The sequence below is a fragment of the Acidovorax soli genome (genome assembly GCF_014207955.1).
Taxonomy (GTDB): Bacteria; Pseudomonadota; Gammaproteobacteria; order Burkholderiales; family Burkholderiaceae_C; genus Acidovorax; species Acidovorax soli_A.
The window spans coordinates 44,720-65,632 of sequence record NZ_JACHLK010000021.1; the positions used below are offsets into that span (position 1 = coordinate 44,720).

General features: G+C 67.1%; 22 protein-coding genes and 1 pseudogene. 16 read left to right on the top strand and 7 right to left on the bottom strand.

The genetic code is table 11. The annotated features are described in order from the left end of the window. Nucleotides 1-210 precede the first annotated feature (210 nt). Nucleotides 211-2,472 carry a hypothetical protein gene (locus HNP48_RS31505; RefSeq protein ID WP_184864859.1) on the top strand — a complete coding sequence of 754 codons (2,262 nt, stop codon included), beginning with the start codon at nucleotides 211-213 and terminating at the stop codon, nucleotides 2,470-2,472. A gap of 153 nt (nucleotides 2,473-2,625) precedes the next feature. Here the strand turns inward: HNP48_RS31505 and HNP48_RS31510 are convergent, their stop codons facing one another. After that, the gene (locus HNP48_RS31510) at nucleotides 2,626-4,080 is read right to left on the bottom strand and encodes a HAMP domain-containing sensor histidine kinase (protein ID WP_184864861.1); all 1,455 of its coding nucleotides are present in this window, start codon (nucleotides 4,078-4,080) and stop codon (nucleotides 2,626-2,628) included. After that, nucleotides 4,077-4,733: a response regulator transcription factor gene (locus HNP48_RS31515; protein ID WP_184864863.1), complete on the bottom strand. Its 657-nt coding sequence runs from the start codon at nucleotides 4,731-4,733 to the stop codon at nucleotides 4,077-4,079. The genes HNP48_RS31510 and HNP48_RS31515 overlap by 4 nt, the downstream gene beginning before the upstream one ends. A gap of 561 nt (nucleotides 4,734-5,294) precedes the next feature. On the opposite strand from HNP48_RS31515, the gene HNP48_RS31520 reads away from it, so the two are divergent. The 3 genes from HNP48_RS31520 to HNP48_RS31530 all read left to right on the top strand — a co-directional run bounded on the left by HNP48_RS31520 (nucleotide 5,295) and on the right by HNP48_RS31530 (nucleotide 9,893). Then, complete coding sequence (locus HNP48_RS31520) at nucleotides 5,295-6,653, top strand: hypothetical protein (RefSeq protein ID WP_221480423.1); 1,359 nt, start codon at nucleotides 5,295-5,297, stop codon at nucleotides 6,651-6,653. Between the two features lie 164 nt (nucleotides 6,654-6,817). Continuing rightward, entirely contained in the window at nucleotides 6,818-8,884 is a 2,067-nt protein-coding gene (locus HNP48_RS31525) for a S9 family peptidase (RefSeq protein WP_184864867.1), read from the top strand. Nucleotides 8,885-8,897: 13 nt separating this feature from the next. Beyond that, the gene (locus tag HNP48_RS31530; RefSeq protein WP_184864869.1) at nucleotides 8,898-9,893 is read left to right on the top strand and encodes a GNAT family N-acetyltransferase; all 996 of its coding nucleotides are present in this window, start codon (nucleotides 8,898-8,900) and stop codon (nucleotides 9,891-9,893) included. 83 nt (nucleotides 9,894-9,976) lie between these two features. Here HNP48_RS31530 and HNP48_RS35860 read toward each other — a convergent pair. Next, nucleotides 9,977-10,072: pseudogene (locus HNP48_RS35860) on the bottom strand (GNAT family N-acetyltransferase); the annotation flags it as partial. Nucleotides 10,073-10,242: 170 nt separating this feature from the next. Between HNP48_RS35860 and HNP48_RS31535 the strand changes: the two are divergent. From HNP48_RS31535 to HNP48_RS31545, 3 genes are all read left to right on the top strand, one after another. Next, nucleotides 10,243-10,956 carry a hypothetical protein gene (locus HNP48_RS31535; protein WP_184864871.1) on the top strand — a complete coding sequence of 238 codons (714 nt, stop codon included), beginning with the start codon at nucleotides 10,243-10,245 and terminating at the stop codon, nucleotides 10,954-10,956. A 117-nt stretch (nucleotides 10,957-11,073) separates the two neighbouring features. Next, nucleotides 11,074-11,310, top strand: a complete 237-nt coding sequence (locus HNP48_RS31540) for a hypothetical protein (RefSeq protein WP_184864873.1) — start codon at nucleotides 11,074-11,076, stop codon at nucleotides 11,308-11,310. 150 nt (nucleotides 11,311-11,460) lie between these two features. Further along, the gene (locus HNP48_RS31545; RefSeq protein WP_184864875.1) at nucleotides 11,461-11,679 is read left to right on the top strand and encodes a hypothetical protein; all 219 of its coding nucleotides are present in this window, start codon (nucleotides 11,461-11,463) and stop codon (nucleotides 11,677-11,679) included. Nucleotides 11,680-11,808: 129 nt separating this feature from the next. On the opposite strand, the gene HNP48_RS31550 is transcribed toward HNP48_RS31545, so the two are convergent. Continuing rightward, the gene (locus HNP48_RS31550) at nucleotides 11,809-12,279 is read right to left on the bottom strand and encodes a GNAT family N-acetyltransferase (RefSeq protein WP_184864877.1); all 471 of its coding nucleotides are present in this window, start codon (nucleotides 12,277-12,279) and stop codon (nucleotides 11,809-11,811) included. 115 nt (nucleotides 12,280-12,394) lie between these two features. On the opposite strand from HNP48_RS31550, the gene HNP48_RS31555 reads away from it, so the two are divergent. From HNP48_RS31555 to HNP48_RS31575, 6 genes are all read left to right on the top strand, one after another. Continuing rightward, complete coding sequence (locus HNP48_RS31555) at nucleotides 12,395-12,556, top strand: hypothetical protein (RefSeq protein WP_184864879.1); 162 nt, start codon at nucleotides 12,395-12,397, stop codon at nucleotides 12,554-12,556. A gap of 15 nt (nucleotides 12,557-12,571) precedes the next feature. Further along, entirely contained in the window at nucleotides 12,572-12,976 is a 405-nt protein-coding gene (locus HNP48_RS31560) for a hypothetical protein (RefSeq protein ID WP_184864881.1), read from the top strand. A gap of 37 nt (nucleotides 12,977-13,013) precedes the next feature. Then, nucleotides 13,014-13,307 (top strand): SMI1/KNR4 family protein, encoded by a 294-nt coding sequence (locus HNP48_RS31565; RefSeq protein ID WP_184864883.1) that lies wholly within the window; start codon nucleotides 13,014-13,016, stop codon nucleotides 13,305-13,307. Between the two features lie 198 nt (nucleotides 13,308-13,505). Next, nucleotides 13,506-13,640, top strand: coding sequence for a hypothetical protein (locus HNP48_RS35560; protein WP_260420449.1), 135 nt, complete (start codon nucleotides 13,506-13,508; stop codon nucleotides 13,638-13,640). A gap of 141 nt (nucleotides 13,641-13,781) precedes the next feature. Then, complete coding sequence (locus tag HNP48_RS31570) at nucleotides 13,782-14,714, top strand: hypothetical protein (RefSeq protein WP_184864885.1); 933 nt, start codon at nucleotides 13,782-13,784, stop codon at nucleotides 14,712-14,714. 141 nt (nucleotides 14,715-14,855) lie between these two features. After that, nucleotides 14,856-15,332 carry a hypothetical protein gene (locus HNP48_RS31575; RefSeq protein ID WP_184864887.1) on the top strand — a complete coding sequence of 159 codons (477 nt, stop codon included), beginning with the start codon at nucleotides 14,856-14,858 and terminating at the stop codon, nucleotides 15,330-15,332. Between the two features lie 30 nt (nucleotides 15,333-15,362). Here the strand turns inward: HNP48_RS31575 and HNP48_RS31580 are convergent, their stop codons facing one another. Then, a complete protein-coding gene (locus HNP48_RS31580) occupies nucleotides 15,363-16,289 on the bottom strand; it encodes a LysR family transcriptional regulator (RefSeq protein WP_184864889.1) in 927 nt (308 codons plus the stop codon). Between the two features lie 108 nt (nucleotides 16,290-16,397). On the opposite strand from HNP48_RS31580, the gene HNP48_RS31585 reads away from it, so the two are divergent. Both HNP48_RS31585 and HNP48_RS31590 read left to right on the top strand, forming a co-directional pair. After that, complete coding sequence (locus HNP48_RS31585; RefSeq protein ID WP_221480424.1) at nucleotides 16,398-17,327, top strand: SDR family oxidoreductase; 930 nt, start codon at nucleotides 16,398-16,400, stop codon at nucleotides 17,325-17,327. A gap of 33 nt (nucleotides 17,328-17,360) precedes the next feature. Then, nucleotides 17,361-17,834, top strand: coding sequence for an AtaL-like protein (locus HNP48_RS31590; RefSeq protein WP_184864891.1), 474 nt, complete (start codon nucleotides 17,361-17,363; stop codon nucleotides 17,832-17,834). A gap of 20 nt (nucleotides 17,835-17,854) precedes the next feature. Here the strand turns inward: HNP48_RS31590 and HNP48_RS31595 are convergent, their stop codons facing one another. After that, nucleotides 17,855-18,898, bottom strand: a complete 1,044-nt coding sequence (locus tag HNP48_RS31595; RefSeq protein WP_184864893.1) for a hypothetical protein — start codon at nucleotides 18,896-18,898, stop codon at nucleotides 17,855-17,857. A 329-nt stretch (nucleotides 18,899-19,227) separates the two neighbouring features. On the opposite strand from HNP48_RS31595, the gene HNP48_RS31600 reads away from it, so the two are divergent. Further along, nucleotides 19,228-19,554, top strand: coding sequence for a hypothetical protein (locus tag HNP48_RS31600; protein WP_035203068.1), 327 nt, complete (start codon nucleotides 19,228-19,230; stop codon nucleotides 19,552-19,554). 30 nt (nucleotides 19,555-19,584) lie between these two features. On the opposite strand, the gene HNP48_RS31605 is transcribed toward HNP48_RS31600, so the two are convergent. Next, nucleotides 19,585-20,622: a hypothetical protein gene (locus HNP48_RS31605; protein ID WP_184864896.1), complete on the bottom strand. Its 1,038-nt coding sequence runs from the start codon at nucleotides 20,620-20,622 to the stop codon at nucleotides 19,585-19,587. Nucleotides 20,623-20,913 lie beyond the last annotated feature (291 nt).

Genomic DNA, 20,913 nt, shown 5'->3' on the forward strand with positions numbered 1-20,913 from the left:
TGCCGCCCACCCAAATGGGTGTGAGCGCATATGTGTGACACCCGACACAGACGGATCGCCGCGGCTCCACAAAGATCAGGGCCTGTTCACACCAATTTCGGGGTCGCGAAGGCCCTTGCCCCACCCTTGCGTGCGGACCTCACCGCACTGCTGCGAGCGCGACACGGGTGGGCTGTCTTTTTTATCTTTTGAACCGAGAGGGTTTCGACCATGCCAGTGACGACCACCACCCCGCCCCCATTGCCCAGCCCTTCTCGCGCCCTTGTCAGCAGCAACAGCACCACCGCAGCGCCACTTAAAAAGCGACTGCAACGCATCGGCCACTTGGCCGTATTGATGGTTCCCATGCTCTCCGCATGCGGAGGCGGTTCCGACAGTTCGGTCGAATCGCCTGCCCCACCACCCGCGCATTCGGCCAGCTTGTCCCTTCTTGCTGGCTACACGCTCAGCGAAGGCAATCAGGACGGCCCGACAAGAACGACCGCGAGCTTCAGCACGAACGTGGCGGGAATGGCCTTGACCAGTTCGGGGGAAGTGGTCATCGCAGACACCAACAACAACCTGGTACGCAAGCTCAGCGCCAATGGCGAGCAGGTCAGTACCTTGGCCGGAGGCTGGGTGCCTTTGGGCGCCACGCCTGGCACCCCAGCCAGCTATGCGGACGGCAACGGCCAGAACGCGCGGTTCTACCGCCCCGCTGCGGTTGCCGTGGACGCAGCAGGAAACACCTATGTGGCCGATACCGCGAACCACCTGGTGCGCAAGATCAGCGCAGCAGGACTCGTGACCACCCTGGCGGGCCGGGCAGGGGCATGTGGCAACCAGGATGGTGTGGGCAACGGCGCCATCCTGTGCAACCCCAGCAGCATCGCCGTCGACAAGACAGGTACGGTCTATGTGTCAGAAGCTTTGCTCCCGAATCAAACCCAAACAGGTCGAATCCGCAAGATCACTGCGGATGGTGCAGTGAGCACGATCGCCAGCCAAACCAGAGGACGCAACCCACTCCTCGCCACGGATTCTGCAGGGACTCTCTACGCAGCAGACGCCGGAGTGATCCTCAAGTACTCGGCAAACGGCCTGGCCACTGTGGTGTCGGGCGCCGAAGGGCAGATCGGCAAGAACATCGTGGCCATCGCATTCGACCCCGCTGATCGCCTGATGGTGCTGGTCAAGGATGCGACCACCGAACTCATGCTCGGCCCCCCGTCCATACGGTATGTACGGCTTGACATTCGCCATGTCGGCAGCGATGGACGTGTCACGACCCTGGTCAGCGCCCCGTCCGACTGCCACAACTACAGCGGACGCAGCAACGATGACCTGTGCCAGGCCATTACCATGGTGGCCAAAGCCGATGGCCAATTCCTGGTGGCCGAAGGCGTCGGCGGCAACAATACCTCGTATAAATTCGTGCAGTTGCGCAGCTACACACAGCAGGGCACGTACACGGTGGTCGCAGGCCCGGTTTCTCCCGCGGGTGCCAAAGATGGGCAAGGCGATGCCGCGCGCTTTGACCAGCCCTCGGCGCTGGCCTTCGATTCCTCGGGGATGCTGTATGTGCGCGAGAAGGGCAACAACACCATCCGCACGGTGCAAGCAGACGGTCTGGCAGGCACCCTGGGCCAGGGCGGAGGGCGGTGCACTTCGATCACAGGCCTGGGCAAGGAGCTGCTTTCCAGTGCAATGGCCACCGTCCCCGGATCGGCCTTGGCCGCTGACGGAGCAGGCAACCTTTACACCTATATCGATTCCCGCATCCTGAAGGTGCGCAACTGCGAGGCCGTGCTTCTGGCGGATGTGAATCCATTGCTGAAAGTGGATCCATCGATGGGCACGGGCGTACCGGCCGTCAACCCCGTGACCGGCATTGCTGCAGACACCGCAGGCAACGTCTATGCGTCCTCCTACCAAGGGGTCATCTTCAAGATAGATACCCAAGGGAAAGCCACCTTGTTCGCAGGCAGCGAAGCCCAGTGGGGGCACAGGGATGGCCAAGGCCAGGCCGCAAGATTTTCGTGGCTGGGCAACATGACCACCGATGCAGCCGGTAACCTCTATGTGGTCGATAGCCTGAAAAACTTCGAGGGCCTGGGTCCAACCATCCGCAAGATCACTCCGTCCGGGCTCGTCAGCACCTTGGCAGGTAGGCCCGACGCCGCCCCCGGCCATGCCGATGGCCTGGGTTCAGCGGCACGGTTCTCGGTGGATTCGCAAGGGGGGCCAGAGACCGCCAGCCTCGCGGCCGACAACCAAGGCAACGTGTATGTCTCCGACCCTGCCAACAATGTGATCCGCAAGATCACCCCTGGCGGCCAGGTCAGCACCCCCGTGGGACAGGTGGGGCGCCGGGGATTTGCAGCAGTGGATCTGCCAGGCAGCATCGGCCGCCCCGCCGGCATCGCAATCCGTGATTCCAGGCTCTACATCTCCGTTCCCCATGCGGTGATCCAGGTCAGGCTTCCGGATTGATCCCGGGATACCGAAACTTCTCGATGGCTTCCTTCATGGGAGCCAGCGAGTGACCGCCGGAGGCTGGCGCGCGAGCAACAGCGGCTGCAGGAGCGCGCCGCGCAGCACCTGCAGGGCAAGGCGCCAGCCTCGGCTTCGGCACCAGGCTCAGGCTCAGGTTCCGGCCGCCCCCGGTAGCGGCACCCGCACGAAGAAGCCCACCCCCTTGCCGCCCAGCCCCTCTCCCACGCGCACCTGGCCGCCCATGCGCAGCGCGGCCTGGCGCACGATGGCCAGGCCCAGGCCGGAGCCGTTGGCGGCATGGCCCAGGCCGCGGTAGAAGCGCTCGAAGATGCGCTGGTGCTCGCTGGCGGCGATGCCGGGGCCATCGTCCTGCACGGCCAGGTGCAGCTGGCCGCCCTGCTGCGCGAGCGTGAGGGCCACATTGCCGCCTTCGTGCGCATAGCGCAGCGCGTTGTCGATCAGGTTGTGGGCGATGGACTCCAGCGCAGGCAGATCGAGCCGCGCGGGCAGGCTGTCGGGGGCGTCCAGCGAGAGTTCGATGTGCCGCGCCATGGCCTGGGGCGCGGCCTGGGCCAGCGCGGCGCGCAGCCACTGGGCCACGTCGAGCTCGCGCGGCGCAGGGCGCTGGGCCTCGTCCAGCGCGGCCAGGTCGAGCAGCTGCTGGGCCAGGTGCGAGGTGCGGGCGATGGCATCTTCCAGGTGCGCCTGGGCCTGGGTGCGCTCGTGCGCGCTGGGCGAGCGGGCCATCACATGGGCCTGGGCGGTGATGACGGCCAGCGGGGTGCGGATCTCGTGCGCGGCGTCCTGCACGAAGGCGCGCTCGCGCTCGACCTTGGCGCGCAGCTGGGCGAGCAGGCTGTCCAGCGACTGCTCCAGCGGCTGCAGCTCGCGGTGCCGGGCGTTGAAGCCCACGGGCTGCAGCTCGTCGCTGCCGCGCTGGGCGATGCGCTGCGCCAACTGCTGCAGGGGCCGCAGGCCGTTGCGCACCGACAGCCACACGGGCAGCAGCACAAAGGGTGCGGCCAGCAGCAGGTAGGGCACCAGGTAGCGGCCGTTGTAGTGCAGGTAGTCGGCGTCGGCGCGCTTGGGCTCCAGGATGCGCAGCACCCAGCGCTCGTTGCGCCCGGTGTAGATGCGGTAGGGCCAGCCCTGCACGCTCGCTTCGACCAGGTTCGAGTCCGGGCCCGCGGCGGGCGGCGGCGGCAGGTCCATGCCCTGCAGGCCGCTGGCGGCATAGACCGGCTGGCCCGAGGCGCGGTCGTGCAGCCCGTGCAGCAGCACGCCGGGCAGCAGGCCGATCTGGCGGCGGCGCACATTGGTCCAGTGGTCGGTGGCGGCCAGGGCCGCCGCCGCATGCGCCGGGTCCGCCATGCCGGCCAGCGACTCCAGCACGGCATCCCCGTACTTGAGCATGCCCGGGTCGTAGGTGATGGCCTGCTTGTACTTGTAGTAGTTGTAGCCGAGCAGCACGGCCCACACCAGCACGAAAGCCACCATGACCGAGGCCACGCTGCGGCGCACCAGCGTGGGCTCGGCCAGCCGCCGCCACAGGGCGCGCAAGCGCCCCTGGGGCCTGGGCAGCAGCGTATCGGTCACGGCGCTCATGGCTGCAGCAGGTAGCCCACGCCGCGCACGGTGCGTATGGCTTCGGCACCGATCTTGCGGCGCAGGTTGGAGACATGCACCTCGATGGCGCCAAAGTCCACCGGCTCGCCCAGCGGGTCCAGGCGCTGCGCGAGCACGCCCTTGGGCACCACGGCGCCGGGCTCGCGCGCCAGCTCCAGCAAGAGCTGGAACTCGCGCGGCGACAAATCCAGCGCCTGGCCGCCGCGCTGGGCCTGGTGGCGCCGGGGCTCGATCACCAGCTCGCCCAGGGCCCAGCGCTCGCTGGCCTGGCGGGCGCTGCGGCGCAGCACGGCGCGGATGCGCGACATCAGCTCGGCCGTGGCAAAGGGCTTCACCACGAAGTCGTCGGCCCCGCCATCGAGCCCGGCCAGCCGGTCTTCGACCGCCGAGCGCGCGGTGATGACGATGATGGGCACCTGCTCGCCCTGCGCGCGCCAACGCGCCAGCAGGTCAAAGCCGCTGCCGTCGGGCAGGGTCAGGTCCAGCAGCACGCAGTCCACCGTGGTCGGATCCACCGCCAGGGGCGCGTCCACGGCGCGGCGCAGCCACTCGCTGGTCAGGCCCTCCACCTTCAGCGCGGACTGCAGGGCACGGCCCAGGTCCAGGTCGTCTTCGATCAGCAGGATGTGCATGGTGGCGCCTATTGTGGCGTGGGCGGGCCGGCCCCGGTGTCTGCCGGGTGCATGCCTTTGGCTGGCGTTAAGGCAACGCACAACCAAGTCGTCGCGATGCCGCGTGCCCTGTCTTGATCGCAGACCATGGGTCTGTGAAGCCCGCCTGGATCTGGATCGCCAAGGCAGGGATGATGCAGCTGAAAAAAAAGGCGTCCCTGAACTGATTTCGTAACGCTTTGTTTGGCCGACCGGGTGTGGTGATGCGAGTCACCGCTTTTCGCGAGCCTGCGCAATACCATGGCACTTGAGAGGCACCCCTGCTGATCGTAAAAAAACATTCGCCAGATTTCAGAGAGGGGAAATCGCCACCATGGCGTGTCTATCGTTCGTTCCTGCGCACGGACTTTCTGGAGAGGCCCATTTTTTGGGCTTCGGCAGGCTTCACCAATACTTCAAAGAGAGGGTTTTCTGATGAGATTCTTATCGTCTTTTGCAGGACATCACCTGCGATCCACCGCATCCCGCCACCTGGCGCCTGTGGCCTTCAAATTCTGGCTGCTGCTCGCCCTGGTGGCAGGCATGGGCAGCGTGCACGCCGCCACCGTGGTGCACATGGCCACGGGCTCGAATAGCTCCGCAGCGGTGCTCAGCGACGGAACGCTGTGGACCTGGGGCAACGGCCGGTATGGGCAATTGGGCACTGGCTCCACGGTCAGTGCAGACAAGCCCGTGCAGATCGGCAGCGGTTTCGCCCAGGTTGCTGTGGGCGATTTGCACATGGTGGGCCTCAAGACCGATGGCACATTGTGGATGTGGGGCGTTGTGGGGACGTCGACAACCCAGGAGCTGGCCGTAACCCAGCCGGTGCAGGTGGGCAGTGGCTTTGCGCAGCTGTTGACCTCGGAAACCGCCAGGAAGACAGACGGATCCTTCTGGTACTGGGACCATATGAAAAATCTCTTCAGAGGGAATGCCGGTAGCGACGGCATACTGGACCGGGCGCCACCCGGCTACCGGCAGATGGTCGGTGGCCGCAACAACGCGTTGTTCGTGCTGGACGACGGCGCCATTCGGTCTGTTTTCTTGAACGTGTACCCCGGGGACCTGTTCATCAACCCGGGCTGGGAGGGCGGTTACGGCAACGCCGGCCCGGTGGACCGTGGTTTCGTGCAGGTGGCCTTGGGCTCCCGCTCGGCCGCGGGCGTGAAGGATGATGGAACCCTCTGGCAATGGAAAGAGCGCGAAGCCCCCGTGCTGGTGGGTGGCGGCTATCGCCAGGTCGCCAAAGGATCCAGCCACACGGTGGCGCTGAAGACCGATGGCACGGCCTGGGCCTGGGGCTCCAATGAAAAGGGCCAACTGGGCAATGGCACCCAAAGCAACACGGAAACCCCGCAACCGCTTGGCGCCGGGTATGCACAGGTCGCGGCATCCGACTCGCACTCCCTGGCAGTCACCACCGACGGCACGCTCCTGGCCTGGGGCAACAACGACTTTGGGCAACTGGGTGTGGGGCCGGTGGGGCCATCGCAACCGTCGCCGGTGCGCGTGGTGTTCGAGGGTGCGGGTGCATCCGGGCTGGGCACCATGGTGGCTATAGGGACCCGGACCCGCCTGACGCTGACCGCGTACGTGGAGATCAAGCCCGAACACCTCGCCAGTGGCGCCAAGGGGCATCCTTTCCTCGTGGCGATCACGCCCGATGGCACCATGTACACCTACTCGGTGCCCAATTTCGACCGCTTGAATCCAGCCAACCCGCTGGCCTGGGCCGACCGCCTGCAAAACACATCCTCCCTTCTGTTTGTGAACCAGGACATGACCCACCTGTCAGGCACCGCCTTTTTCATCGGCTATGGACTGGGCGCGACCACCGCCGAAAGCCTGGGCGAAATGCTCAACAGCTTTCGCTACAAGCGGGTCTACGACATGCAATAAATAGCCGCCAGGTAGATCCCAAGACAACGCCCGCCCCTACCGGCGGGCGTTTTCGTTGGCAGCCGCCTCGCATGGCGCTCCCTCGTCTCGGCAGCGCCGTGCATGCAGGCCGTTCAGCACGGGCCTTTGGCTGGCGTTAAGCAAGGTGTTTGCACAATGGCTGCATGCATTCCTACCACCACCACGACCACCCCGCACCGCCCCGAGGCCACGGCACGCTGACCACGCTGACCGCCACATCCCGACCACGCGGGCGCGCCCGCCTGGCGCTGGCAGTGGCGGTGGCAGCGGCCGGCCTGCTGGCCCTGGCCGGCTGCGCCACCGGGCCCACGCACCCCTCGCTGGCGGCAGCCGGTGCGCAGTTGCCCGCGCTGATCCCGGTACGCGACTTCGTCACCAGCCTGGAGGGCACGGGCAACTACCGCATCTCGCCCGATGGCACGCGCCTGGCGTGGATGGGCGTGTCGGGCCTGCAGCCCGCCGTCTGGGTGCGGACGATGGGGCAGACCGATGCACGCGCCTACCCCATCCGCGCGCGCAGCCTGCGCTGGTCGGCCGATAGCCGCTACCTGGTCGCCACGGTGGATGCCACCGGCGACGAGAACACCCACCTCCACGCCCTGGCGGTGGACCGCCCTGGCGCGGGCTGGGTGGACCTGACGCCCTTTGGCAAGACGCTCAGCGCCCTGGTGCAGACCGTGCAGGGCAGCCCCGATCTGATGGTGACCAGCAACCGGCGCGACCGAAAAATCTTCGACCTGTACCGCGTGGACCCGCGCACCGGCACGCACACCGTGGTGGCCACCAACCCCGGCAATGTGAGCGCCTGGATCGTGGACCGCCAGGGCCGCCTGCACGCGCGCGCCACCCTGGCCGGCGACCAGGTCACGCTGCAGCGCCCCGATGCGGCCGCGCCCGGCGGCTGGCGCGACGGCATGCAGTGGAACCGTTTCGACGCCGTGCGCCTGCTGGAGGCCGCCGACGATGGCGGCGAACACATGTGGGCCCTGTCCGCACGCGGGCGCGACAAGAAGGCCCTGGTGCGCCTGCGCCTGGCCGACGGCGCTGAGACCGTGGTGCACGCCAGCGACGACGTGGACCTGGACCACGCCCTCATCAGCCCGCGCACGCAGCAGCCGCTGGTGGCCTACTCCCTGCCCGGCTACCCGCGCCGCGAGGTGTTCGACGCCCGGCTGCGCGAGCGGCTGGACGCGCTGGCCGGCGGCGAGCCGGCCGAGGTCTCCATCACCAGCATGGACGACAGCGAGCACACCCTGACCGCCGTGGTCGCCACCGACCGCGGCCAGCGCAGCTACCTGCTGCCGGCCGACGGCCCGCCCGAGCTGCTGGGCGAGTCCGGCCTGAGCCTGGTGCGCGGCACCCTGGCCCGCAGCCGCCCCATCGCCCTGACCGCGCGCGACGGCCTGCCGCTGCACGGCTACCTGACCCTGCCCGAAGGGGTGGAGCCACGCAACCTGCCCCTGGTACTGCTGGTGCATGGCGGCCCCTGGGCACGCGACCGCTGGACGGTGGGACCCACCAGCCGCTCGATGCAGCAGTTCCTGGCCAACCGCGGCTATGCGGTGCTGCAGATCAACTACCGCGGCTCCAGTGGCTACGGCCGCGCCTTCATGGAAAAGGCCATCGGCGAGTTCGCCGGCCGCATGCACGACGACCTGGTCGACGGCGTGCGCTGGGCCGTGCAGCAAGGCATTGCCGACCCCGCGCGCGTGGCCATCCAGGGCGCCAGCTACGGCGGCTACGCAGCCCTGGTGGGCGCCACCTTCACGCCCGAAGTGTTTGCCTGCGCCATCGACGTGGTGGGCATGTCCAGCCTGGCCCTGCTGCTGGAAAAAGCCCCGCCCTACTGGGAGATGGGCATCGCCGGCTGGCACCGCTACGTGGGCGACCCGGCCCGGCCCGAAGACCGCCGCACCATGGACGCCAAGTCGCCGCTGTTCAAGGTGGGGCCCGAGACACGCCCCCTGCTCATCATGCACGGCGTGAACGATGTGCGCGTGACGCTGGAGCAGTCCGAACGCATGGTGCAAGCCCTGCGCCAGGCCGGCCGCCCGGTGCAGTACGTCACCTTCCAGGGCGACGGCCACGGCAACCAGCGCTGGCCCAACAACCTCACCATGTACCGCAAGACCGAGGACTTCCTGGCCCAGTGCCTGGGCGGGCGCAGCAGCGGCTTTGACTACTACCAGCTGGGCGCCTGGGCGTTCTGAGGACAATCCATCGATGCACCTTGAAACCCCGCCTGCGCCCATCACCTTCCGCCCCTTTGCCGGGCCGGCGGACTACCCGGCCATGGTGGCCTGCGCCAACGCCAGCTTTGCGGCCGACGGCACGGGCTTCTTCCGCACGGTGGACGACGTGGCGCGGGACTATGCCAGCTTCACCAGTTGCGTACCCGAGCGCGATGTGTGGATCGCCGATGCCGGCAACGAGATTGCCGGCTACGTGCGCTCCTGGCCCTGGGCCCAGGCCGATGGCCTGCAGCTGTATTCGCAGTTCGCGGTGGTCGCACCGCACTGGCGTCGCCAGGGCATCGGCGCGGCGCTGCATGCCTGGCTGGAAGAGCGCCAGCGCACCCAGGCAGCCACGGAGTACGGCAGCGCCCCGCGGCATGCCCACCATGCCTTTGTCACCCAGGGAGAGACCGCACGCGCGGCCTTGCTGGAAAAGGCCGGCTACACCCCCGAGCGCTATTTCTTCACCATGGTGCGGCCCACGCTCACCGATGTGGCGGACTTCCCGTTGCCGGAGGGCCTGGAACTGCGGCCCGTGCAGCCGGACCACTACCGCGCCATCTGGGACGCGCATTGCCGCGCCTTCCAGAACCACTGGGGGTATTGCCCGCTCGACGACGTGGACTACCTGAAATGGCTGCAAAGCCCCATCTTCCAGCCCCACCTGTGGCAGGTGGCCTGGGACGTGCATTCGCACCAGGTGGCCGGGCAGGTGCGCACCTACATCGATGCCGCCTGGAACCAGGGCAACGGCCGCCAGCGCGGCTGGACCGAGTTCATCAGCGTGGGCGAGCCCTGGCGCCGCCGCGGCCTGGCCCGCGCGCTGATCTCGCACAGCCTGCGCGCCCAGGCCGCCGCCGGCATGACCGAGTCGGGCCTGGGTGTGGACAGCCAGAACGCCAGCGGCGCCAACCGCGTGTACGAGGACTGCGGCTTTGGGGTGGACCGGCGCAACTGCGCGTACCGCAAGGTGCTGGTGGTGTAGGGGCAGCACCAGATATCCGGTGCCGTCCAGGTGCGTCATCCCGCGCTGATCCGAGGGCCTCAAGCCTCAGGCACCCAACTCGGGCCGCGGCGCTGCCACGACTGGCGCACCCAGTAGCCCAGGTTGCAAAAGCCGTTGACGTCATTGAACTGGTTCAACCCGCAACCGCCCACCAGGGCCTGCTTGAACCCATCATGTACCTCCCCCCTGTAAAAGCTGAGGCAAACTACTGTCGACAAATCGCCAGTCAGACGACCGAGGTGGCGGCATGGCTTGAACCCAACAGCCTTCACAGAGCCCGGGGCGATTCATCTGGAATGACCTGCCGTAGACCCATAGAGGTACTCCCATGTTGAGATCCCTGCATCTTCTGCTACTGGCCTTCCTGGCAGCACCGTCTTTCGCAGCGCCCCCTGACGCCCTTGCCCAGTGGATACCCAACGGTTGGAAGGTCATCACCCACAACGCAGGGGACCTGAACGGTGACGGAATGGACGACGTGGTGCTTGTCACTGAAGCCACCAATCCTGCCAATTTCAAGAAGAAGCCAGAGGGGTCTCTGGGACCGGACATCCTCAATTTGAATCCACGCCGTCTCACCATTCTCCTGCGCTCATTCAGCGGGCTGAAAGAAGTCCTGCGCAGGGATGATCTGCTCCCCAGCGAGAGTGCTGAAGGCATGGATTGCTTGGCGGATCCACTCGAGAACGGTGGTGTGTCGATTGCCAGAGGCAATCTGGTCATCGAATTGCAAGATTGGCGAAGCTGCGGCAGCTATGGCGTGGTGAACGAAAAGTTCACTTTCCGCGCCCAGGGCACCCGGTTCCAGCTGGTTGGTTATGACCGCTCCGAGTCCTCCCGCAGCACGGGCGAACGATCCGAGTACAGCACCAATTATTTGACGGGCAAAAAGAAGACAACGACGGGGCTGAATGATTTCAGGGACTTCAAGGCCAAGGTTGCCTGGAAGAGGCTTGCGTCCCAGAGGGCTTTCTACTTGAACGACATCTCCCTGTCTTGCGACGCAGCGGATCCCGCGCAAAAGGACAACTGGTGCCAGTAGCCATGCTCCCTATGCCCAACCCATCGGTCCACACGGACGCTGCACCTACCATCCGGTGCACATCCCTCTCCGCTACGATGACAACCATCGGCAGCACACGAGAAGGCCCTCAACGACATGGCGTATGAATTTTTTCTCGCCCTCACCGGCCAGATGGTGTTACGCGCGGCAACGCTCGGCCGCTGCCAGTGCCAAGCCCTGGGCAGCCAGGACCACCGCATGCACGGCGCATCGGGCGCCCTGTGGTACACCCACGATGGTCGTCGCCTGGTCACACCCACGGGGCAGTTGCTGGTCGGGCTGGTGTTCTATGCGGTGGTCGCAATAGCCCTGTTCGGCCTGTCCACGGGATGAGGGATTGCAGCCTCCGCGAGCGACAGGATTTCCCGGTGGCATGCCGCGCCGCGACGGCCACTGGCCGGCACCGGTACTGTACCTTTGGCAAACTGGTACCCTGCGGTACAGAGCCCATCCACTGAAGACCTCCGATCACCCAAGCCCCCCATGAAAACCATCGACGAAATGCTGAGCCTGGACCTGCTCACCCCCGCCCAGCACACCGAGATCAGCGCCTGGATCGACCGCTCGGCCACGCCCGAGGAGATACTGCAGATGCCCTCTGCGCTGTGGCGCGCGGTGGAAAAGGCCAGCCAGGTGATGGGCATCGACGCCGACCTGCTGCGCCCGCCCGCGCTGGATGCGGGTGGCATGGTCGCGGGGTAGTTGCCCAGCTGCGCAGCTGAACCTGGTCTGGCTGGGCCGGGGCGGCGGTGCGCACCTGCTGTGCGACGCGCCGGCGCAGCTTTGCTGCGGCCGCGGGCCCCGGCGGCCCATGGCGGTCAGCGCGCTCCGTCATAAGGGGCGTCGTTTCTCCAACCGGATGTCACCACCGCCGACATCCGTCTCGTGGCCCCAGCCCAGGTGGCGGTAAAAGCCCGCGGCGCGGCTGTGCCGGGCCGTCTCCAGCCAGGCCACGGGGTGGTGTGCGAACAGGGCCGCCTCGCACGCGGCGACCAGTTGCCGCCCCAGGCCCCGCGCCTCGCAACCGGGCAGCACGAAGGCGGCAAACAGGCAGGCCTGCTGCAAGTCCACCATGGAGAAGCCCACGACTTCACCATCGCCCGCCTCGGCCACCCAGGCGCAGGTCGGCGTGCCTTGCACGATCAGCGTGACGGCTTCGGGGGTGATGCCCAACTGCGCAAGCTGCTCCAGCGCCAATGCGTTCTCCGTCACCGACGTTCTGATGTGGAACATGGCGCCCACATCGGCGGGCCGGGCCAGGCGGACCCGGGTGGGGGTGGAAGGCGGCAGGCAATTGCTCATGGCTGCATTGGAACAGCATGGCGGGCAGGCTGGACAACTTGTCCAGTGGCCCGCCCGATCGCTCCCTAGAATCCGTGCCCAACAATACACAAGAGAAAGGGAGGGAGAAAACACCATGGAGAAACAGCCTATCGACGCACCGCAGATCCTGCACCAGGCATGGACGCTTTGGAGCACGCGCAAGGCCCACAACCGGGCCAAGGCCCAGGCCAAGGCAGCCGCCAAGGCCGCCGCGGCAAGCACCACCGAACCCCAGACCGACTCCACCCCAAGCTGAACCCGCCACCACACCATGTCCACCGAATACCTCGTCGCCGCACAGGCCCTCTGGGGCAGCGCAGACCGCGCCCTCACCGAAAAGACATTCGCCCTGGTGACGGCACGCGCCGCGCCCTACAAGATCGAAATGGCGTTCGAAGCCTTTGGCCAGGATGCCGAGCAGCGGCTGTCCGCCATCTTCGACAAGCATTCCAACCTGTTCCGATCGCTGCAGTCGTGCACGCCCGGCGTGGAGGGTATTGCCCTGCGCTGGAACGGCTATGGCAGCGGCGAGCCCTTTCTCGAACGGGTGCTGGGCCTGCTCGCCGCCATGGGCCTGGCCGACGCACACGGGCAGGCCGTGGGGGACGAGGGCAGCTACCACTGCCGCCTTGCAGCCGATGGGCTCGAGTGCGAGTACGTGGACCTGGAACCGTGATGGCCGCACCTGCCACCGGCATGGACCAGGGAGCCCCATGAAACCCTTGACCCCGCTTGAACTCGATGCACTGGAAGCCCGGCTGCAGCACCCCATCCCCACGGCCTATCGCGAGCTGCTCACCCACACCGGTGCCGGCGAGCATGGCGATGTGCAGGTCTACCACCCCCTGGAGATCGAAGAGGCCTACCAGTACCACTTCGAGGAACCCGAGGAGCTGTTCAACACCTACTTCCCCTTCGGCTGCAACCAGCGCAGCCAGGAGATCTGGCCAGGGCCTGTCAACACTATTTTCAGGGTCGCGAAGGCCCTTGCCGGCGTGCCAATCTAGGCGCGTGACGCCGCGTGTGCATGTGCACACGCAAGGAGCGCAACGACGAGTGGCGCGCCGGCAAGGGCCTTCCCTTCGGGTTGCCCGGCCTGGGGGCTGTCTGCGGCGTTGCCCGCGCTTGCAAGGTTCCTACCTTGCTGCACGCGGGCGCCTTGCATCCAGCCCCCAGACCGGGCAACGCGATCCCTGAAAATAGTGTTGACAGGCCCTCGCGTTTGCGACGGGCGCGCCGCTGCGATCTGGCACGAGACGCACCCCGAGTCCTACCCCGATGAGCGCTGGCTCGATTGGGCGCAGTGGCTGGCGCAGCATGGGCAAGGTCTGCCGGCCTGAAGCAGTGCCGGGGCTGCACTGATTTTTCTGTAGTGCGCGGCGCAGCAGCCCGCTGGCGTGCGTGCCCGTGCGGACTTCATCCCCAGCTCACACAGGCGGGCCATACTGGCTTTCACTCCACCTGCAAAGCCCCGCCGCGCCATGCCCTCTGCCGTCCCTACCCTTGCGCTGGTGCTGACGGCCTGGTGCGTTTTGCTCGCCTTCTGGCTATGGCGCCATCCACAGGAGTGGGCGGCCCTGGGTGCCAATCGCCGGCAGCGCTGCAAGGCCCTGCCCAGGGCGCGGCCCTTGGTGGTCTGGATCGGCCTGCCCTGCCTGTGCCTGGCCCTGGCGGCGCTCGCGTCACACCGCGCCGGCCTGGCCGAGGCCTGGGAGCAGGCCCTTTGCGGCCCGCCATGCCCGGCCCTGCCGGCCGAAGCGCTGCGCGTGCAGGCCATCAGGTCCTACCTGCACATCCTGCTGGACCTGCGCACGCCCGCCAGCGACGGCTGGGGCTACGACCAGTTGCTGCTGCTGCCCGCGCAGCTGGATGCGCAGGACCTGGTGCAGGGCCTGCATGACATGACCTTGCTGGGCACCCTGACCACCGGCGCCCAAGCCCTGGCGACCCACGCTGCCATCGAGGCGCTGCCCGCCGATGCGCTGGCCTCGCACCCCACGGTGGTCGGGCTCTCGCGGGCGCACTACACGGCGCTGGTCGTGCCCCTCGCCAGCATGCAGCCCCTGTCTCCACAAGGCCTGAACGGGGTAGCAGGTGCGACGCCAGGCTCCCTCGCCCATCCCCGCATCGGCCGCTGGGAGCGGCTACGGGGCTATGGTAGGCATTTCTTCACGCTCACCGAGTACCGGGACCTGGACCTGTCTTGCTGCGATGGGCGCCCCACCAGCACCAGCGGGCGCCAACGCAGGCAGTACGGCCTGGACTACATCGCTGCCGCCCGGTCCCAGCTGATTGCCGTGTCCGACCAGGGCCAGGTGCTGCGGTGGCACGACGACCTGGGGGAAACATCGGGCGTGTCTTACCGGTTGCTGCCCCATGGCGGCCAAGGGCTGCCTCGCGGTGGCGAGGACTGATGGGCCGGCACCGGTGCCGCGGGCTCCAAACCCGCAGCGCGCCGTATTCTCAACCGGCCTCACTGGGTCGCTTCGTCGCGGCAGGAAAATTGCTGGCTTGCGACTCAGCACAGTGCCCTCGGAAATTTCAGGAGTCCACCCTTGCTATCGGACAACCCCATCGACCACAAAGTGCAGCACCTTGCCTTGGCTCGCATCCTCCGCCGGGCAGGCAGTCTCCAAGACTGCAAGCGGACTCTCGTGGGCGAACTTCACCCTAACATCGCGTGCCTGCTCACGCTCGCCACTGGCGAACTGCCCATTGCCTGCGGCTTCATGGGCGACAACAGCTGGTGGCTTGTCACCACACGCCGCATCACCAGCCAGCATGCGGGCCAGCAGTGCACACTGGACCCACGCAGCGACAGCATCACAGCCACCTTCGGCCATGACCCCAAAGGTACTGCCCATGACTTTGGGACAGCGGCAGCAGGGATCACTCCGGCCACCGACTTGGCGACGGTCACGGCGGCCGATGGGAGACAGTTGCGCCTGGAGTTCGAGACAGGCCCAGCCTGCATGGTGCCCATTCAAGCTTGCCACTTCTGGCAGAGCGCCACGGGCTTGCACCGCCCGTAGCCGCTTATCGCTCGGATCGTTGTCCCGGCGTCACGCCCCCACATACGCCGCCAACTCCTCCGGAGCCCCCTTCGGAAACGCCGCCTTCAAGTGCTCCAGAAACGCTGATACCCGCGCACTGAGCAACCGGCGCGAGGGGTACAGCGCCCACAGCTCGATGGCCGGGCCGGGCACATCGCCCCAGTGCACCAGCGTGCCGGCCGCGATGTCGTGGCCGACCAGGGAGATGGGCAGGCGGGCCACGCCCACGCCGCGGCGCACGGCGTCGCGCACCATGATGAGGGAGGCGAGGCTGAGCACGGGGTCGATGGCGAGGCTGTGCACCTCGGGCGCCCTGCCCCTGGCTTTGGATGGTGTTGTCTCCATCTGCCATGCATGGCCTTGCGCAGCCCCCGTGCCGCGCACCACGGCCGGCACGGCAGTGCTGCTGCCCTTGCGCGGCCGGGCCAGGCCGGGCGGAGCCACCAGCACCAGGCGGTCGCGCAGCAGTACGCGGCCGACCAGGCTGGCGTCGGGCTGGGGGTTGACGCGGATCACCAGGTCATAGCCCTCTTCCACCATGTCCACGCTGCGGTCCTCGGTGGTCACCTCCAGCCGCACGGCGGGGTAGCGCAGCGCAAAGTCGGCCGCCAGCCGGCCCATGGCCGTCTGCGAAAACAGCAGCGGCGCGCTGATGCGCAGGCGCCCGCGCGGCTGCTCGCCGCCCGAGGCGATGGCGGCGGCGGCCTCGTCGATCTCGGTGAGCAGCGCGCCGGTGCGCTCGTGCAGGGCGCGGCCTTCTTCGGTGAGCTTCACGGCGCGTGCGCCACGCTCCAGCAGGCGCAGGCCGAGCGCGGCCTCCAGCTCGGCCACGCGGCGCGACAGCGTGGCCTTGGGCCGCCCCGATTCGCGCGCGGCGCGGCCAAAGCCGCCATGGCGGGCGACGAGGTTGAAGTCGGCAAGGGCGTGCAGGTCCATTGCGCAGTGTTCCCATGGTGAGACAGTGCGTCCAAATATAACGGCTATCGGATCAAGGATGGGATCCCTAAAGTTCGGGCTGTCAACCACCCAACCCGGAGAAATTCCATGACCACCGTTTCTGCTTCTACCGCTTCCGCCGCTTCCAACGCTTCATCTTCCTCCCCCGCCATCCTCGTCACGGGCGCCACCGGCAGCGTGGGCCGCCAGGTCGTGCAGCAGCTCGCCCGGCGCGGTGCCACCGTGCGTGCCCTGGTGCGCGATGTGGCCAAGGCCGGCGACCTGCCTGCCGGCGTGACCGCCGTGCAGGGCGACCTGCTCGACGTGGATTCGCTGCGCGCTGCATTCCAGGGCGTGGACACCTTGTTCCTGCTCAACGCCGTGGTGCCCGACGAGTTCACGCAGGCCCTGGTGGCGCTGAACCTGGCGCGCGAAGCGGGTATCGAACGCATCGTCTACCTCTCGGTCATCCACGCCGACCGCTATGTCAACGTGCCGCACTTCGCGGGCAAGTACGGCGTGGAGCGCATGATCGAGCAGATGGGCTTTGGCGCCACCATCCTGCGCCCGGCCTACTTCATGGGCAACGACTGGAGCATCAAGGACGTGGTGCTGGGCCATGGCGTGTACCCCATGCCCATCGGTGCCAAGGGCCTGGCCATGGTGGACACGGCCGACATCGCCGAGGTGGCCGCCATCGAGCTGCTGCGCCGCGCCCAGGCCGCAGGCCCGCTGCCCACCACGCGCATCAACCTGGTGGGCCCCGACACCCTGACCGGCGCCGCCGTGGCCGCCATCTGGGCCGAGGTGCTGGGCCGCCCCATCGTGCACGGCGGCGACGACACCGCCGCCTTCGAGGCCAACCTGCGCCACTTCATGCCCGGCTGGATGGCCTACGACATGCGCCTGATGGCCGAGCGCTTTCTCACCGACGGCATGGTGCCCGAGGCTGGCGACGTGGACCGCCTGACCGCGCTGCTCGGCCGGCCGCTGCGCAGCTACCGCGATTTTGCGGCACAGGTCGCTGCCCAGGCCTGAATGCCCCATCAAACCATCCAGGAGAAACACACCATGATCTATTCCACCGCCACCGTTCCCGTCAACCCCATCGGCGCGGCACCTCTCACCCGCGGCCAGGCCTGGGCCGGCCTGGTCTTGAAAGCGCGCGATGCGCGCCAGTTCCTGCCACCCGGCCTGTGCACGCGCTGCGACGTGGTCTACGACGGCTCCGACCACATCGTGCGCGAGGCGACCATCGGCGGCGCAGACCTGCGCGAGATCATCGCCTTCGAGCCCGGCCACAAGGTGAACTTCTTCCAGGCCACGGGCCCGCGCGAGGGGGTGATCGTCAACGAGCTGTTCGAAGACGAATCAGGCGCCCTGCAACTGCGGTTCTATTGCTACACCGGCCTGCGCGGCAAACAACCCGGCGGCCCCGAGGAGCAGGCCGAGCAGGCGTGGATGGACAGCGACAAGGGCTACAAGACGGCCTTGCTCTCCACCCTGAAGCGCACGCGGGAGCTGGTGGCGCAAGGGCTGCTGTGAGCGGCGGCGGGGGCCGCCCGCTACCGGTCCTTGCGCGGAATGGCGATCGGTTTGTCGCCCTTGCCCTGCTGCTTGCCGCCGCCCACGGGGTTCTCGCCAAAGGCCACCTTCTCGCTGCGCATTTCGTTCACCAGCAGGATGAAGAAGGGCTTGAGCGGCAGAAAGTCGAAGTCCTTGTCCACCACCAGGAAGCGCGGAATGGTTTTGCCGGCCAGCCCCTTGGCGCTGCTGCTGCCGGCCTGCACCTGGCGAAAGCGCCGGGCGCCCGGCTCGGCCTGCAGGGCTCTGAACTTGCGCGCCGGAAGGTCGGCGCGGGCCACCACGAAGTCGGTCTGGGCCTTGAAGCGCACCCAGGTGGCGCCCTCGCTCGGGATGTTGGTGGAATTGGCGCTGGCCGTCTCCAGCACACTGCCCGTGGGGCTGCGCGGCGTGGGCGAGCCCATGATGGACAGGCGCAATTCCAGTTGGTAGGAGGTCTCGCTGCCCACGTTCTTCACCAGCACGTCCAGCTCGCGCCGCGAGCCCGGCACCGCCTTGAAGTCGATGAACTTCAGGTTGGAAAACGGATTCGGCGGCGTCGGCTTGTCCGGCAGGGCAATGGGCGCCAGCTTGGGCGTCTGGGCTGTCTCCCAGGTGAAGGTGTTGTCGTCCTCATTGGATTCGGGGACGGCCAGGTACACGTCGGCCTTGAAGCGAAACCCGTGCTTGGCGCCCAAATCGTCCTTGGGCATGCCCTTGGGCAGTTGCATGGAAAAGCTCTTCATGTAGACATTGCCATCGGGGTGGGCATCGAGCCCGTCGACCGAGAAGGGGGCCAGCATGTGCAGCGTGCCTGTCGACGCCGTCTGGCCCTTGAACACCTCGAACGACACCTGGAACCCACCCGCCTTGGCCGTGGGCTGCTTCACATCGAAGTCGCCCGGGCCAAAGGGCGAGTTGGCCTTGTTGTTGGCGTTGGCCACCGTCACCTGCGCAAACCAGGGCTGCTCCGGGTCATAGCACGCCATGTCGGGCGTAGCCTCGTTCAGGCCATCGAAGAAGATCTGCAGGTTGGGCTGTGGCATGTGCGTCCCTCGTGTGGTGGATGGTGGTTGCCCCGGGCGGGCCAGTGCAGCCGCGCATGGTGGCACGCGCCCCTGGCAGCAGCAAGGCCGAAACTGTCTCCGACTGTTAATCCAATCGGGCCGCCCCACACCGGAGCCGCTAATGTGCTGTCCCGCAAATAGGTGGCGAAACGAAAACCGATGGATTTCGCGCCATGGCAAGGCGCAAACCGCAGCGATAGCCGGTGCTATCGCGAGGATTTGCAACGCAGCCATGGTGTGAAAGACACGGTTTTTGTGCCACCTATTTGCGGGGCAGCACATTCGACGGGCGCTGCACAATACGCCCCATGCCCAGGCGCCCGCACCACAACGTCTACGTCGTCGAACTCTCGATGGCCGTGCTGCGCGAGCGCAAGTTCCTGCGCTGCAACCCGGGCTACATCGAGGGCAAGCCCTGCGTGTATGTGGGCATGACCGGGCTGGACCCCGATGTGCGCTTTGACAAGCACAAGGCCGGCATCCAGGCCAACCGCTTTGTCATGCTGTACGGCCTGCGGCTGCTGCCCGACCTGTACGAGGGCTTCAACCCCATGCGCTACGACGATGCGGTGGAGCGCGAGATCGAGATCGGCATCGATCTGCGTTCGGCGGGCTTCGGCGTCTGGCAGGCGTGAACGCCGGGCCTGCGCTCCCGGCGATACAGCTCAAGGCGCCGGGTTGAAAGCGCCTGCGCCCAAGTCCACCGGCGCTGGGCGCGCAGATGCCGCGGTGCGGGCAACGCTGCCATTGGCGGACACCTGGGATGCCTGCTCCTGCACCACCGACACGGTACCCGTGTACGACCCGCCCCAGCCTTTGACGTTGTAGATGAAGACGTAGTAATTGCCTGCCCTGTCCACCCGGGTGGACACGGGCAGGCCGGTGCTGCAGTCCTGCTTGCGGCTCAGTTCGTCGAGCACGCAGATGCCGATGTCGGAGCTGGCCTGGGTCAGGCTGAGCCGGCTGCCCGCCTGCAGTTGCACCACCCCCTTGTAGTAGTGGCGGATGTTGTTCTCGAACGAGGTGGAGATGCGCGAGCCGTTGGTGAGCTGCTGCATGGGCTTGTTGTTGCCGTTGAACAGTTCCAGGTCGAACGCCAGGTTGCCCCCATTGCGCGGGCTGATGCGCACCGTGTGCACACCTGCCCGGGTGATGCGCCGTGCGGCGGAGATGACGCCGACGCCGGGCTCGCCGTCGTAGGTGACGATCACCTTGCCGTCGGGGTCGATCATTTCGTAGCGCCATTCCGCCGACTGGCGGGTGATGCCCAGCGATATCACATGGCCGGGCTGCAGCGTGGCCGTGGCGACAAACGGCGCGGCAGCAGTCGCGGAGAACGAGCGGGACGAGTTGTTGCCCGTGTAGCTGTTGCCATTGGCCATGTAGCTGATGGTGGCGGGCTGCGCCTCCACGCTGGTGAAGTTCTGGTCGCGGAAGACCACGCCGGCACCCGCATTGGCCTGGGCGCCGATCAGCCCGAAAGTCGCGTCCGCCGGGCGGAACTGGTAGCGCAGGGACACTTCGTCCGCCGCGGTGAGCCCCAGGCCCTGGATGCGCGCACCATCGAGCCGGAAGGTGGTTTCGTCTTCCCAGGTGATGCCGGTCATGGAGAAATACGGCGTGTATTGCGCGTACGCCGCCATGCAGGCGGTGGCCCCGAGAGCGATGGCCGCAGTCTTGCGAAACGAGGATGCCAGGTTCACGAAAAATACCTTTCTCTGAAGTGGTGGATGGCCTGCCGGCATGGCCGGCTGGCAGCTGAACGGCGGTTGGCCCGTGCGGCCCTGTACCGCTGATGCGTGCGTTCCGGGCAATGCTGCGGGTGGTGTGCTGCGTGCACAGCCCTGGGGTGTCAAGCGGTGGGTGAAATGCCCGGCAACGAACCCGGCGACCCAGCTTTGCCCCCTGAAACCTCACCCCAACGCAGTGCCTGGGCCGTCCCGAAAACATAGATTTACGCGACCCATGGAGCACGCCCGCAGGTTGGGCCACAG

Coding starts and splice junctions, on each gene's coding strand:
- HNP48_RS31590 (WP_184864891.1), top strand. CDS start 17,361: ATGATCTATTCCACCGCCACCGTTCCCGTCAACCCCATCGGCGCGGCA.
- HNP48_RS31560 (WP_184864881.1), top strand. CDS start 12,572: ATGTCCACCGAATACCTCGTCGCCGCACAGGCCCTCTGGGGCAGCGCA.
- HNP48_RS31570 (WP_184864885.1), top strand. CDS start 13,782: ATGCCCTCTGCCGTCCCTACCCTTGCGCTGGTGCTGACGGCCTGGTGC.
- HNP48_RS31530 (WP_184864869.1), top strand. CDS start 8,898: ATGCACCTTGAAACCCCGCCTGCGCCCATCACCTTCCGCCCCTTTGCC.
- HNP48_RS31510 (WP_184864861.1), bottom strand. CDS start 4,080: ATGAGCGCCGTGACCGATACGCTGCTGCCCAGGCCCCAGGGGCGCTTG.
- HNP48_RS31580 (WP_184864889.1), bottom strand. CDS start 16,289: ATGGACCTGCACGCCCTTGCCGACTTCAACCTCGTCGCCCGCCATGGC.
- HNP48_RS31525 (WP_184864867.1), top strand. CDS start 6,818: ATGCATTCCTACCACCACCACGACCACCCCGCACCGCCCCGAGGCCAC.
- HNP48_RS31565 (WP_184864883.1), top strand. CDS start 13,014: ATGAAACCCTTGACCCCGCTTGAACTCGATGCACTGGAAGCCCGGCTG.
- HNP48_RS31505 (WP_184864859.1), top strand. CDS start 211: ATGCCAGTGACGACCACCACCCCGCCCCCATTGCCCAGCCCTTCTCGC.
- HNP48_RS31520 (WP_221480423.1), top strand. CDS start 5,295: ATGGGCAGCGTGCACGCCGCCACCGTGGTGCACATGGCCACGGGCTCG.
- HNP48_RS31540 (WP_184864873.1), top strand. CDS start 11,074: ATGGCGTATGAATTTTTTCTCGCCCTCACCGGCCAGATGGTGTTACGC.
- HNP48_RS31555 (WP_184864879.1), top strand. CDS start 12,395: ATGGAGAAACAGCCTATCGACGCACCGCAGATCCTGCACCAGGCATGG.
- HNP48_RS31535 (WP_184864871.1), top strand. CDS start 10,243: ATGTTGAGATCCCTGCATCTTCTGCTACTGGCCTTCCTGGCAGCACCG.
- HNP48_RS31595 (WP_184864893.1), bottom strand. CDS start 18,898: ATGCCACAGCCCAACCTGCAGATCTTCTTCGATGGCCTGAACGAGGCT.
- HNP48_RS31550 (WP_184864877.1), bottom strand. CDS start 12,279: ATGAGCAATTGCCTGCCGCCTTCCACCCCCACCCGGGTCCGCCTGGCC.
- HNP48_RS31585 (WP_221480424.1), top strand. CDS start 16,398: ATGACCACCGTTTCTGCTTCTACCGCTTCCGCCGCTTCCAACGCTTCA.
- HNP48_RS31600 (WP_035203068.1), top strand. CDS start 19,228: ATGCCCAGGCGCCCGCACCACAACGTCTACGTCGTCGAACTCTCGATG.
- HNP48_RS31545 (WP_184864875.1), top strand. CDS start 11,461: ATGAAAACCATCGACGAAATGCTGAGCCTGGACCTGCTCACCCCCGCC.
- HNP48_RS31515 (WP_184864863.1), bottom strand. CDS start 4,733: ATGCACATCCTGCTGATCGAAGACGACCTGGACCTGGGCCGTGCCCTG.